This window comes from Thalassobacillus pellis (assembly GCF_016908295.1).
Lineage (GTDB): Bacteria > Bacillota > Bacilli > Bacillales > Halobacillaceae > Thalassobacillus > Thalassobacillus pellis.
In genome coordinates this window covers 52,280-64,426 of the sequence record NZ_JAFBDO010000002.1, presented here as the reverse complement: position 1 = coordinate 64,426, position 12,147 = coordinate 52,280, and the positions used below count along the sequence as shown (strand labels likewise).

The window sequence follows — 12,147 nt, the reverse complement described above, 5'->3', positions numbered from 1 at the left end:
AGCCATGGAATTGTTTTACATTCATGTATGTTAATGATCACGATGACTTAGGTGATCAATGAGTAACGACAGCATAGTATTATCAACTGCCGCTTGTGATAAGGATTTCTTAGCAGACATGACATGTTCTTCTTTCTTCCTTTTTGCACCAACTAAACCAAGCAGCTGAGGATAAGTGCTTTTCTTATTTGTAGTATCACTTCCGACAGGTTTTCCTATTTTTTCTTCGTCTCCACTTACATCAAGAATGTCATCCTGGATCTGAAAAATAATACCAAGCTGCTCGCCTGTCTTTGTAATATTAGTGAGCTGTTGTTCATTTGCATCACCAAGATAGGCTCCTGCAGATATAGCAAAACTGATTAATTTGCCTGTTTTGCATTGATGGATTTTCTCCAGCAGATCCAACTCAATTTCCTGATTTTCACTTTCCATATCCAATATTTGACCGGCAACCATGCCAGAGGCACCACTCGCCTGGGATAACCGTTGTGCCAGATAAATTTTCTGGTCACTTGTCAAAGCTTCCGTTTCCATTATTACCTGAAAACTGAGCGTCAACAAAGCATCTCCAGCAAGGATTGCTGTCGCTTCCCCGAATTTCCGATGGTTTGTCGGCATTCCCCTGCGAAAGTCATCGTTATCCATTGCAGGTAAATCATCATGAATCAAGGAATAAGTATGAATCATTTCCAGTGCGGCTGCAGCAGGCAGCACTTTTTCCGATTTCCCGCCGACTGCTTCTGTTGCTGCCATCATTAAAATTGGACGAAGTCTCTTTCCCCCAGCCCGAATAGAGTAAAGAATGGAGGATTTTAATTGGTCTGGCATTTTTACCTTATTCACATAAGCGATCAGAAAATCATTAATCATTTGCTTTCTGATTTCCAGATAGGAGTTGAGACTGCTATCCACTACTCTTCCTCCTGCACAGAGAATGGCTCGAATTCACCGTGCTCATTCAGAATTTGCTGCATCTGCTCTTCTACCCGGGAAAGCTTTTCACTGCACGTTTTGGACAGTTTCATACCTTCCTGATAATAATTGATGGCTTTCTCTAAAGGAACATCTCCTTCTTCAAGTTTCTCGACAAGAGCCTCCAATTGTTCCATTGCTTCTTCAAAGCTCAATTCTTTTTGTTCAGACATTGTCATCCTCCTCTATTCCCCAAACCTGACAATCGAGACTTCCGTCTTTCATTTTCAAGGTCAATGCTTCCCCCGGCTGTATAGATGTCACTGTCTTAACCAAATCTCCATCCTTCTTAAACGGGATTGCATAACCACGTTTCATGATATCCAATGGATTTAATAAAGAAAGTTTTTCCAGGGTCGTGTCAAACCGTTTTTCCTTTTCCTTTATCTCTTTTGAAAAAGAGCGGAACAGACGGTAATGTGCCTGCTTCAGGTTCTGTTTTTCCTGCTTTATTTGTTTATCCGGATGCTGTTGCAGTAGTCGTGCACGCAGCTTGTTCCACTCTTCCTGTTTGCTCGTTTTTTGAATATCCATCCTTCGATTCAGACCGTCTAAAAGCCTGTCCAGTTCTTGTTCCTTTTGTCTCATCAACTGAGCAGGATATTTAAATGCATAAGCTTTCCTTAACCGTTCTAAACGCTGACTTGATTCTTTATGTTTACGGTAAAGAATCCTTTCCAATCGCTTGGTAAAGGATTCAATCCGATCTTTTAGTTCAATCTGGGAAGGTACAGCAAGTTCCGCCGCCCCTGTTGGAGTTGCTGCTCTCACATCTGCTACAAAATCACAGATTGTATAATCTGTTTCGTGGCCGACTGCTGAAATGACCGGTACGGTAGAAGCTGCAATCGCTCTTGCTACAATTTCTTCATTGAAACTCCAAAGGTCTTCAATGGACCCTCCGCCTCTGCCTATGATCAATACATCAAACTGGTTAGATTGATTAGCATATTGAATTGCTTTCACTAATGAATCTTTGGAACGCTCCCCTTGAACGGAAACTGGCAGTACTGTTCTTTTTACCATAGGATATCTGCGATGAATAGTTGTCAGAACATCACGGATTGCTGCTCCTGTAGGGGAGGTGATAATTCCTATATGCTTCGGGAATGCTGGTATTGGCCTTTTTCTTTCTTGAGAAAAAAGCCCTTCTTTTTCCAATTTTTCTTTCAATTGTTCATAAGCAAGGTATAAGGCGCCTATACCATCAGGCTGCATGTCATGCACATACAGCTGATACTGACCCATTGGTTCATATACACTGACTTCTCCACGGATTAGCACATTCATTCCGTTTTCCGGAAGGAACTTCAAATTACGGTTGTTACCAGCAAACATCACAGACTGAATCCTTGCCTTTTCATCTTTTAAAGAAAAATACATATGACCGCGGCTGTGGTGTTTAAAGTTAGATATTTCACCTCTGAGCCAAACATTTTTCAAGTGAGGGTCAGAAGCGATTTTTCTTTTAATGTACTTTGTCAGTGCTGTCACCGTCAAATATTGATCATCCATACAGAATATCCCCTTTTAAATCAGGCCATGGGTTTTTTTAGCTGCCTTGATCGTATTGTAAAGCAGCATAGTGATGGTCATTGGCCCTACCCCTTTTGGTACAGGAGTGATATAAGACGCTTTTTGTTTGACAGAATCAAAATCCACATCACCAGTCAGCTTGCCATCGACCCGGTTGACACCAACGTCAATGACGACTGCCTCTTCTTTAATATGCTCATCAGTAATCAGCCCTGCTTTTCCTGCCGCAACAATGACAATATCTGCCTGCTTTGTGTGGTAAACTAACTCTCTTGTTTTTGAATGACAATATGTAACAGTAGCATTCTCATTCAGCAGCAGCTGGCCGACGGGTTTTCCTACCAGATTACTCCTTCCGATAACAACTACATGTTTTCCAGCAACATCGATCTTCGCTTTTTCCAGCATCACCATGATACCGTATGGTGTACATGGGAAAAACGTATCCTGGCCAGTCATTAAACGGCCTACACTGACAGGGTGGAAACCATCCACATCCTTAGAAGGTTCAATTGCTTCTATAATTTCCTGTTCTTCAATGTGGTCTGGCAGCGGTAATTGAACCAATATTCCATTTACTTTATCATCGTTATTCAGCTCAGAAATCAAAGATAGCAGTTCAGCTTGGGAGGTTGATTCTGGAAGTTCAATCAAGTCTGATTCCATGCCCACTTTTTCTGAAGCTTTTTGTTTCCCTCTAACATAGGAAAGAGACGCAGGGTCCTCTCCAATCAATATAACAGTCAAACCAGGAGTGATTCCGTTTTCCTTTAGCCTGGTTACTTCCTCTTTCATTTCATTTCTCAATTCAGCCGCCAAATCTTTCCCATAGATTACAGTTGCGGTCACATGAAACAGCCCCTTTGTTAAATCGTCATTTTGGACAAAACACCATTGATGAATTTGCCGGATTTTTCATCTCCAAACACCTTAGCAAGCTCGACAGCCTCATTTATTGCGACTTGGTGAGGCACATCTTCCATGTATTCCATTTCATAAGCAGCCATCCTTAACAGCGTCTTCTCTACTAAAGGAAGACGATGGATGCTCCATTTTTCCAGGTTCTTCGCAATTTTTTCATCAAGTGTGTCTTTATGGTCATTTACACCTTGTACTAATTGTTCCATGAAGGCATCACTTCCCGTGTCTTCGATTACATGGGCGATCGCATCCTCAATATCTATGTCATTAATGTCTATCTGGAATAAGGCCTGGAATGCCTTTTCACGGGCTAGATGTCTTTTCATGTCCATTCTCCTTTTAGGTAATATCCGTTAGAATGATAACATTTTAAACCTTTAAACGCCATTATAAACCAAACAGACGATAAAGAAAGAGTTAAAAAACTTGGCTTGTCGCCAGACCTTATGACGAGAGCCTTAGTTTTTTTATACTTAAATCCTTAACTATGTTAATCGTTCTTAAAGTATAAAAAAGGCCCGAGGGCTTAGTTTCAGCTCCCTGGCCTTTCAATTACTGTTCTTGTTCGATCATATCTTCTTCTTTTAATTCCATTTGGATACCGACAACATGAATATTAATTTCTCTTATTTCCAATGCTGTCATATTTATTAATGCCTGACGGATATTATCTTGGATCTTCTGGGCAGCAGTCGGAATTGAGATGCCATAGTCCATAACAACGTAAACATCGATAACAATGCCTTCTTCCTCTAACTCAACTTTCACGCCTTTACCGTGATTCTTTTTACCAAGACGTTCAACGACTCCGGAGGCAAAATTCCCCCTCATCGCTGCTACGCCATTAACTTCTGCGGCGGCGATACCTGCAATGACTTCGATTACCTCGGGTGCTATCTCCACATTACCAAGGGTTGTGTCACTGCTTACATTCAATAGGCGTTGTTCACTCATTCCTGCTCACTCCTTCCTACTACTCTTCTTTCATTATATTATACTTCTCCAAGAATTTAGTATTAAAATCTCCATCAACAAAAACTGGATGATCCATCATCCGTTGATGGAAAGGAATAGTAGTCTTCACACCTTCAATGATATATTCATCAAGGGCGCGCTTCATCCGCTTAATCGCTTCTTCCCTTGTCTTTCCATAGGTAATAAGCTTGGCAATCATCGAATCGTAGTAAGGAGGAATCATATAATTCTGGTAAGCGGCTGAGTCGATACGGACACCAAGTCCACCAGGAGCCAAATAAACATCGATCTTTCCAGGCGATGGCATGAAGTCTTTGAAAGGATCTTCCGCATTGACGCGGCATTCCATTGCCCAACCTGTAAAGGTGATATCTTCCTGGCTATAGGCCAGTTTTTCATCGGAAGCGACAAGAATCTGCTCTTTTATAAGATCAACGCCTGTCACCATTTCCGTTACAGGGTGTTCCACCTGGATTCTTGTATTCATTTCCATGAAGTAATAGTTGTCCTTTTGTTTATCATATATAAATTCAACCGTACCAGCACCGGAATATTCAACTGCTAATGCTGCCTTTACAGCTGCTTCTCCCATTTCTGCACGCTTTTCTGGCGTAATTGCAGGAGATGGGGTTTCTTCAATCAATTTCTGCAGACGTCGTTGAATTGTACAGTCTCTTTCTCCAAGGTGAATGGCATTTCCAAAGTTATCAGCTAATACCTGGATCTCCACATGGCGGAAGTCTTCAATGAATTTCTCAATATATACACCTGGATTTCCGAAAGCTTTTTCAGCTTCATTTTGTGTAACACGAATACCTTTAATTAATTCCTCTTGATCCCTGGCGACACGGATCCCTTTACCGCCACCACCAGCAGTCGCCTTAATGATTACCGGGTAGCCGATTTCTTCTGCAACTTTCTTCCCTTCATTCTCATCAGCAACGATACCATCGGAGCCAGGAACGACAGGCACACCTGCCTCTTCCATAGTTTTACGTGCAACATCCTTTGTACCCATTTTGGAAATAGCATGAGCAGATGGACCAACAAAGATTACATTGCACTCTTTGCACATATCGGCAAACTCAGCATTCTCGGCAAGAAAACCATAGCCCGGATGAATTGCATCAACGTCCGTAAGCTTTGCAAGACTCATGATATTTGTATAATTCAAATAAGAATCTTTACTAAGTGTCGGGCCGACACAATAAGCTTCGTCTGCTATCTGCACATGAAGTGCGTCTTTATCTGCCTCCGAATAAATGGCTACAGTTTCAATATCCATTTCTTTGCATGCCCTGATAATCCGGACAGCAATTTCTCCTCTGTTTGCTACAAGCAGTTTCTTAATCATAAAGACACCCCCATTAAATGGACTTTACCCTGAATAGTGGCTGGCCATACTCTACGAGTTCGCCATCCTCTACTAGTATTTCTACGATTTCACCGGATACCTCCGCCTCGATTTCATTAAAAAGCTTCATTGCTTCGACAATACATACAACAGAGTCCGGTTTCACTTTATCTCCGACTTGCACGTATGGATCTTTGTCTGGGGATGATGCCGCATAGAAAGTTCCTACCATCGGAGATTTCACTTCTGCATCATAACCAGTTTCTGGTTGTTTGCGATCCTCTTTTTCTTCTTGTGCCGGCGCTTCTTGTTTAGTTTCCTGGGTTTCTGCAGGTTCTGCCTGTTCTTTCTTGTCCTCCACTTGTGGAACCTGATTTACAGGCTCCTGGACTGGCTGCTGGACAACCTGCCCACCCTGTTTTTTCATAGAAACTTTAGTTCCGTTCGTTTCATAGCAAAATTCTTCGATATCAGATTTGTCGATAAGTTTAATCAATTCACGTATTTCTTGCACTTTTAACATGTATGGCACCCCTTGTCTTTGATTAATGCTTTAATAACAGGTACTAATAACTCCTTCTAACATTCTACGATAAAACATGTCTAAACTTCAACTTTCGCTAAATTTCACGTTAAGAATGGAAATCCTGCTTCAAGAAAATACCCTTCCCTTTCCGCGGACGTGCGACCGAGCTTCCTCGCTCAAGCCCCACTCAGCGATTTCGGCTCCCTCGTCCTTCCGCAGGAGTGGAAATCCGAATCGTTCGATTTGGCAAATAACCACTTTCAGGACCGGTTCACTGACTTTTACTTCTTTGGTTTTCTCCCCCCGCTCTTTTTCTTTGAGAGGCTTTTTTCTGATCCACCCGATCCTGAAGGAAGGCTTCATTCAACTCTTCGATATAGGCAGCAGTTTCTACGTGAACTTCTCATCAAAGACCGCATGTTCAACGATTTAAACTGATCGTGTTTCCGGAACCAGCTCTTCAATCGTTCCCATTTCCATTTCGTTTTGTCGTTCTTTCCTTGATTGAAACAAACATTTCACCGCCTCTAATGATTTCCTGTCTCTGGAATAACAAGCGTAGACACATGAATTTGGGAAAAGCACCAAAAAAAAATCAGGTTGTCGAGAAAGTCTCGACAACCTGAGGACCCTTAATGGATCCTAACTTGATTAATTATATGGTTGGAATTCGACCTGGACTGGTTTTTCACCAAATTCGTCGACTGCAAGTTTTGTTATTTCATTCGCTTCCTGCGGGGAAAGTTCATCCGCTTTTACTGTGACATAAATGACATCTTCTTCTGCACGCACCAGAACATCTTCATACTGAGCATTCGACTGGATGGTTGTTTCTAAAATGGATTCTTTTGATTGAAGCTCCTGGAGTTGTTGCATTTCCTTTAAAGCATCATTTTTTTCTTCCGCTGAGTATTCACTGGAAGCTACAATTTCTGATAATTGCTCCTGGTGTTTATCTCGCTCATTCTTTTTTTCCATGCGGATTGCTGCGAACATTTCTTCTGTTGACATTTGAGAAATTGCCGTATCACCATTGGAATCAGCTGCAGTATCCTGCGCTCCATCCTTTTCTGTTTCCTGATTATTAATGAATGCCATGTCCTCTCCCTCTGGTGCAGTCATGTAATATACACTTAATACGATCATCAGACTAAGCATCGTCAACAACCAAACCGTTTGCTTTTTAACCATCATCCATCCCCCTAAATTAATTTTTCGGCATGACTGATATCCTGTGAGTAGGTACAGCCAATACGCGTGAAACAGCTTCTACAACCCATTGCTTCACTTCCATATGATCCACTCCTTTTGCTACCACCAACACCCCTTTGACATCTGGTTTTTTAGTCTGTATCAGTAAAGGAAGCTCCTGATCACCTTGCCTTACTAAGACCAGCTGCTGCTCCCGGGAATAATCCTCAATTTCTCTTTCCCCGCCATTTTTATCTGTTTCTGTTGTTGATTGCTTTCCAATTATCAAGTTCTTATCATATAATTTTTCCTTCGTTGCACCTAAGTTCACCATCACCTCCACTTCGCTGACACCTTTGATATTTTCTAATAATGGTGCCAGCTCTTTTTCATAGCTTTTTTCAAGTTCAGCTATCCCTTCATCTGTATCTCCTTCCGGTACTGAGTTACTGGAAGTATTGATGTTCGGCGATTTATTCATATCGATTTGGCTCTGGGAAGGGGAAGGTCCTTGAAAAATGTTGCTGACAATTATGAGTAACAGGCCAACTAAACCAATCAAGACGATATAGCCTTTTTTATTTAGTTTTTTTCCATCGTCTTTCTTAAGGATAGAGAAGAGATTGTTCCATGATTTACCCATGTTCGCCCTCCCATTGAATCTGTATTTGCTCTTTCTCTACCTGCCATAATTTTGCCAGGTATTCAATAATCGCTTCATCCGCCTGGTTGTCCTCCTTCTTGACTGGTGCATCCAGATTGATCTCCACACGGTCTATGGAATCCACTGTTCTTTCCTCCGATAAAGTAACAAGGACTGTTTCGAGTTTATCAATGTCCTTTTCACCTTTTACGAAAGTGAGCTCCAGGTCAGTCAATGCTGCCTGATATTCATCTGCGAGTTGATCTGCAGCTTGTGCTTTCATCTGGACAACCATTTGCTCTAATATATATGCATCCTGTGACGCTTCTATTTCATTTTTCTTCATTTCAATCGATTTTTTCATATCCTCTTCGGTCATTTGCTGTTGAGAAAAGACTTCTGACTGCCTGCTGATCAACTGATTAATGTCGGTATTAAACAGTTCAAAAACCGGGTTAAGAAACAGTAGCAGCAAAATCAGTGAAATCGTCAATCGAGCGTATTTTTGCATCTGTCCTGACGGAAGAAGGAAATCGATGACCATGGCAAGCAATAAAAAAATTACAATTTCCGTAACCCATTGAATGACATAAGACATGACTTTCCCCCTTATCGAACCATCATAGTCAAATTGCTGGAGGCTACGAGTATAGCTATTAGCAGAAAGAACATGAAAGTGACTGTGAGCAGACAAGCAAATATATAAAGGATATGCTTGCTGATAATGGACATGCTTTTGACGACTGGTCCATCACCGATGGGCTGGAGAATAGCGGCGGCAATCTTAAAAGTCAATGCGATGGCAAGCACTTTTAAAGCAGGAAATAAAGCCAGACCAATAATGATCACCACGCCGACCAGTCCGACAGTATTTTTCAGCAGCAAAGAAGCACCTAATATGGTATCGGTCGCATCTGTAAACAGCCGGCCGATAACTGGTACGAAGTTGCCAGTGACAAACCGAGCTGTTTTCATTGCTACTCCATCCTGAATCGCAGTAGAGGCCCCCTGGACAGAGATAACCCCGAGAAATACTGTAAGAAAAGTACCGAGGAGAGCCAGTCCCACATTACGGAGCAGTTGTGCCAATTGATCGACTTTGTATTTATCAGTCAGTGAACTTGTCATCAACAGCAATGCGGACAGGTAAAATAGTGGGAGTACAACATGAGATATCAATATACCGCTGACCTGGATCAACATGATAATTATCGGGTGAAAAAAAGAAACGGATACGAGGTGTCCAAAAGTAGCCATTATACCGAGCAGTAGAGGAAGTAATCCAATAATGAAGGACCCCATCGCATCAATTGCATCACTGGTGTAGGTTACAGCTAGATGGAAGCTGTTCAATGCAAGCATAATAAGTACGAGATAAACAATCATATAGGCGATTTTACTTACTGCTGTCTGTTCGAAGGCATTTTGTAAGGATTGCAGGACCGTAATAAACAATGTAAGGAAAATAAGGCTCCCTAATAACTTTCCATTAGCGATTAATTCATGAAATAAATACTTCAGAAATCCCATCATCCAATCGGTGATGGAAAAGTCAGGATTTTGCTTGAGAAGTTCCTGCAGGCTAGATTGCCGCAGCTCCGGCAGATAACCTCCGTATTCCTTAACTACCATCTGCCAGTAATGATTCAGCTCTTGAAAGTCAATGTTTTTAAGTAAAGGCTCAGGATTCACTTGTTGGGAAGGATTTGGCTCTGCATAGGAAACGGTGGTGCCGCCAAACAAGATTAGGAATAGCAGGATTAACATACATGAGGAGGACCTTACCATTTCAAATCCATCCCCCTTCTTCTTCATTATCCAGGGAAAAACCCTAGAATTGCTTCAATTACAGCTGTCAGTATAGGAATTGCTAAGAGTAAAATGAACACCTTGCCAGCCAATTCGATTTTAGATGCAATAGACGACAGCCCCGCATCCTTTGTGAGATGTGCTCCAAACTCTGCAATATAGGCGATGCCAATGATCTTCAAAATGGTTTCAACATAAACACCATGAATATCCGCTTTCCCAGCCATATAATCAATCAATAAAAACACATGGGATATCTGCTGGATCAATACGAAAAAGATGATTAAACCTGTAAACAAAGTCAGCATGAACGCCAGCGATGATTTCTGTTCCTTCAGCAAAAGTATCAAAATGCTGGATACAATACTTATCGAAACAATCTGAATAATGTCCATGCAAAACTACCCTTGAAATAGAAACACGGATTTAATCTGCTGGAATAAGTCAGCCAGTCCATTCAAAACGATGAATAAAACGATGATGAAACCGACTAATGTGACTACTTGGGCTATTTCCTCTTTACCCATTTGTTTCAGTATGCTATGGATCATTGCTACGATGATCCCTATCCCTGCAATTTGAAATAGTATCGATGCATCTTGTATCACGATGGATGGCCCCTTCCTTAGATGAGTAAAAGTACGAGCAGCAATCCTGTCAAAAATCCCAGTCCTTTAACAGTCTTGTTATACTGGTGGTAGATTCCGACCGCTTCCTCGAGTTCCATTTCCAGATGGCTAAGCGCTAACTGCACCTGTTTTTTCTGATACAGTAAATCATGCTGGCCAAGGGTCTGGCCAAATTGTTTCAGTATTTCTTTTTCATTATTTTCGAGTGCCGTATAGGCCCAATGGCGATCTAATTCATCAATCCATATTTGGGAAAAGTCTGAAGTAGAACGACTCTTTGCCTCTGCTATGGATCGGAAAAACCATGCAGTAGGTTCATGCAGCTGTTTGGACAGGTAGGCACATGCTTCGAGCAATGGTGTTTGACCGTATACCATTTCCGACTCCAGCATCTGCAGGGCATGTTTCCATTGCCGTATTTGCCTTGGTCGCTGCTTGAACTTCCTTGCAACTTCAAAGCCTACCCAGGTAGTTGCCGCGAGTAATAATATCGCCCCTATCCATTTCATTCGAAATCCCTCCTGATGTCACTTCAATGGGATATCCTTCTCCATTGAGCAAGGATGATTTTTTAAACGCCTTGCCTGAACTTCTTGGCTGCAGTAAGAGATATCTATCAAAGACCTGGTTACTCAATAATTGGTCAATTGAAGGTCGTTTTTTTATTTCTTCAAGACTGTTTCCATGAACTGTACAAAAAAGCGTCACACCGGCATTAATGGCTTCGTGAATAGCTATAACATCTCTTTGGTGACCAATTTCGTCAACTACCAATACATCCGGAGACATGGAACGAATCATCATCATCATTCCAGTGGATTTAGGACAGGCATCCATAACATCCGTCCTTCTCCCAACATCTAACTGCGGAATTCCGTGGATACATGCTCCAATTTCGGACCTTTCGTCAATCACAGCAACTTTTTTGGCTTCCATACTTCCCCAACCTGAACTGATATGTCTTGTTATATCCCGTAATAAAGTGGTTTTGCCCGTTTGCGGCGCACCAATTATTAACGTGTTGAGATAGCGATTGTTTTTTAAAAGACCATACATTAAAGAAGATGCTATTCCCTTTTTCTCTCTTGCGATTCGGATATTGAATGAGGAGATGTGACGGATCGCATGAATGTCGCCATCGGTTGTATTCACTTTCCCTGAAAGACCAATCCGGTGCCCGCCTTCTATGGTGATGAATCCCTCTCTCAATTCATCCTCTAACCTATATAAAGAAAACTGACTAATCTGGTTGAGAATATGGTTCTTTTCCTGCTCTGTCACCAACGTCTTGTCCAGCCATTCAAAATTATTCTGGTAGATTAATTCAATAGGTTGTCCTACTCTTAACCGAATCTCCTGTATCTCGTTCCACTTCACCATCTTTCTTATAATGAGCTGAATATTTTCCGGGAATAGATTAATGATTTCATTCATTGGAAAACGACCTTTCACCTGGTTCTTTACTGTAAATGTATGCAAGATAAACTCTTATATGACCACACCGTCACTAGAGATGTTTGGTGAGTTATTGAATTATCAGTGCAAAAATCATATAAAAAAACTGTTCCTTAAGTTTCCGGAACAGTCT

Annotated in this window: 16 protein-coding genes; all 16 read right to left on the bottom strand. The window is 41.5% G+C overall.

Features of this window, described 5'->3' with window-relative positions; translation table 11 throughout:
- Positions 1-30 precede the first annotated feature (30 nt).
- The 16 genes from JOC33_RS06120 to spoIIIAA all read right to left on the bottom strand — a co-directional run bounded on the left by JOC33_RS06120 (position 31) and on the right by spoIIIAA (position 11,993).
- Positions 31-915, bottom strand: a complete 885-nt coding sequence (locus JOC33_RS06120; RefSeq protein WP_338054480.1) for a polyprenyl synthetase family protein — start codon at positions 913-915, stop codon at positions 31-33.
- On the bottom strand, positions 915-1,148 hold the full coding sequence (locus tag JOC33_RS06115) for an exodeoxyribonuclease VII small subunit (RefSeq protein WP_205091627.1): 234 nt from the start codon (positions 1,146-1,148) through the stop codon (positions 915-917). Before JOC33_RS06115 ends, JOC33_RS06120 begins: the two co-directional genes overlap by 1 nt.
- On the bottom strand, positions 1,141-2,490 hold the full coding sequence (gene xseA / locus JOC33_RS06110) for an exodeoxyribonuclease VII large subunit (protein ID WP_205091626.1): 1,350 nt from the start codon (positions 2,488-2,490) through the stop codon (positions 1,141-1,143). The genes JOC33_RS06115 and xseA overlap by 8 nt, the downstream gene beginning before the upstream one ends.
- Before the next feature lie 15 nt (positions 2,491-2,505).
- On the bottom strand, positions 2,506-3,360 hold the full coding sequence (gene folD / locus JOC33_RS06105; RefSeq protein WP_205091625.1) for a bifunctional methylenetetrahydrofolate dehydrogenase/methenyltetrahydrofolate cyclohydrolase FolD: 855 nt from the start codon (positions 3,358-3,360) through the stop codon (positions 2,506-2,508).
- Between the two features lie 17 nt (positions 3,361-3,377).
- Positions 3,378-3,758 carry a transcription antitermination factor NusB gene (nusB, locus tag JOC33_RS06100; protein ID WP_205091624.1) on the bottom strand — a complete coding sequence of 127 codons (381 nt, stop codon included), beginning with the start codon at positions 3,756-3,758 and terminating at the stop codon, positions 3,378-3,380.
- A 226-nt stretch (positions 3,759-3,984) separates the two neighbouring features.
- The gene (locus JOC33_RS06095) at positions 3,985-4,386 is read right to left on the bottom strand and encodes an Asp23/Gls24 family envelope stress response protein (RefSeq protein WP_205091623.1); all 402 of its coding nucleotides are present in this window, start codon (positions 4,384-4,386) and stop codon (positions 3,985-3,987) included.
- 19 nt (positions 4,387-4,405) lie between these two features.
- On the bottom strand, positions 4,406-5,761 hold the full coding sequence (gene accC, locus JOC33_RS06090) for an acetyl-CoA carboxylase biotin carboxylase subunit (RefSeq protein ID WP_205091622.1): 1,356 nt from the start codon (positions 5,759-5,761) through the stop codon (positions 4,406-4,408).
- A gap of 13 nt (positions 5,762-5,774) precedes the next feature.
- Positions 5,775-6,284 (bottom strand): acetyl-CoA carboxylase biotin carboxyl carrier protein, encoded by a 510-nt coding sequence (gene accB, locus JOC33_RS06085; protein WP_205091621.1) that lies wholly within the window; start codon positions 6,282-6,284, stop codon positions 5,775-5,777.
- Positions 6,285-6,938: 654 nt separating this feature from the next.
- On the bottom strand, positions 6,939-7,481 hold the full coding sequence (locus JOC33_RS06080; RefSeq protein WP_338054479.1) for a SpoIIIAH-like family protein: 543 nt from the start codon (positions 7,479-7,481) through the stop codon (positions 6,939-6,941).
- 13 nt (positions 7,482-7,494) lie between these two features.
- Positions 7,495-8,121, bottom strand: a complete 627-nt coding sequence (gene spoIIIAG, locus JOC33_RS06075) for a stage III sporulation protein AG (protein WP_205091620.1) — start codon at positions 8,119-8,121, stop codon at positions 7,495-7,497.
- Positions 8,114-8,719 carry a stage III sporulation protein AF gene (gene spoIIIAF / locus JOC33_RS06070; RefSeq protein ID WP_205091619.1) on the bottom strand — a complete coding sequence of 202 codons (606 nt, stop codon included), beginning with the start codon at positions 8,717-8,719 and terminating at the stop codon, positions 8,114-8,116. The genes spoIIIAG and spoIIIAF overlap by 8 nt, the downstream gene beginning before the upstream one ends.
- Before the next feature lie 11 nt (positions 8,720-8,730).
- Positions 8,731-9,909: a stage III sporulation protein AE gene (gene spoIIIAE / locus JOC33_RS06065; RefSeq protein ID WP_205091618.1), complete on the bottom strand. Its 1,179-nt coding sequence runs from the start codon at positions 9,907-9,909 to the stop codon at positions 8,731-8,733.
- Between the two features lie 26 nt (positions 9,910-9,935).
- Positions 9,936-10,325: a stage III sporulation protein AD gene (gene spoIIIAD, locus JOC33_RS06060; protein WP_205091617.1), complete on the bottom strand. Its 390-nt coding sequence runs from the start codon at positions 10,323-10,325 to the stop codon at positions 9,936-9,938.
- A 6-nt stretch (positions 10,326-10,331) separates the two neighbouring features.
- A complete protein-coding gene (gene spoIIIAC, locus JOC33_RS06055) occupies positions 10,332-10,538 on the bottom strand; it encodes a stage III sporulation protein AC (RefSeq protein WP_205091616.1) in 207 nt (68 codons plus the stop codon).
- A gap of 17 nt (positions 10,539-10,555) precedes the next feature.
- Complete coding sequence (spoIIIAB, locus tag JOC33_RS06050; protein WP_205091615.1) at positions 10,556-11,068, bottom strand: stage III sporulation protein SpoIIIAB; 513 nt, start codon at positions 11,066-11,068, stop codon at positions 10,556-10,558.
- Positions 11,013-11,993 carry a stage III sporulation protein AA gene (gene spoIIIAA / locus JOC33_RS06045; RefSeq protein ID WP_205091614.1) on the bottom strand — a complete coding sequence of 327 codons (981 nt, stop codon included), beginning with the start codon at positions 11,991-11,993 and terminating at the stop codon, positions 11,013-11,015. Before spoIIIAA ends, spoIIIAB begins: the two co-directional genes overlap by 56 nt.
- Positions 11,994-12,147: the final 154 nt, after the last annotated feature.

Excerpts from the sequence above, each read along its gene's own strand:
- JOC33_RS06115 (WP_205091627.1), bottom strand. The coding sequence starts at position 1,148 with ATGTCTGAACAAAAAGAATTGAGCTTTGAAGAAGCAATGGAACAATTG.
- xseA (WP_205091626.1), bottom strand. The coding sequence starts at position 2,490 with ATGGATGATCAATATTTGACGGTGACAGCACTGACAAAGTACATTAAA.
- nusB (WP_205091624.1), bottom strand. The coding sequence starts at position 3,758 with ATGAAAAGACATCTAGCCCGTGAAAAGGCATTCCAGGCCTTATTCCAG.
- JOC33_RS06095 (WP_205091623.1), bottom strand. The coding sequence starts at position 4,386 with ATGAGTGAACAACGCCTATTGAATGTAAGCAGTGACACAACCCTTGGT.
- accC (WP_205091622.1), bottom strand. The coding sequence starts at position 5,761 with ATGATTAAGAAACTGCTTGTAGCAAACAGAGGAGAAATTGCTGTCCGG.
- accB (WP_205091621.1), bottom strand. The coding sequence starts at position 6,284 with ATGTTAAAAGTGCAAGAAATACGTGAATTGATTAAACTTATCGACAAA.
- JOC33_RS06080 (WP_338054479.1), bottom strand. The coding sequence starts at position 7,481 with ATGATGGTTAAAAAGCAAACGGTTTGGTTGTTGACGATGCTTAGTCTG.
- spoIIIAG (WP_205091620.1), bottom strand. The coding sequence starts at position 8,121 with ATGGGTAAATCATGGAACAATCTCTTCTCTATCCTTAAGAAAGACGAT.
- spoIIIAF (WP_205091619.1), bottom strand. The coding sequence starts at position 8,719 with ATGTCTTATGTCATTCAATGGGTTACGGAAATTGTAATTTTTTTATTG.
- spoIIIAE (WP_205091618.1), bottom strand. The coding sequence starts at position 9,909 with ATGGTAAGGTCCTCCTCATGTATGTTAATCCTGCTATTCCTAATCTTG.
- spoIIIAD (WP_205091617.1), bottom strand. The coding sequence starts at position 10,325 with ATGGACATTATTCAGATTGTTTCGATAAGTATTGTATCCAGCATTTTG.
- spoIIIAB (WP_205091615.1), bottom strand. The coding sequence starts at position 11,068 with ATGAAATGGATAGGGGCGATATTATTACTCGCGGCAACTACCTGGGTA.
- spoIIIAA (WP_205091614.1), bottom strand. The coding sequence starts at position 11,993 with ATGAATGAAATCATTAATCTATTCCCGGAAAATATTCAGCTCATTATA.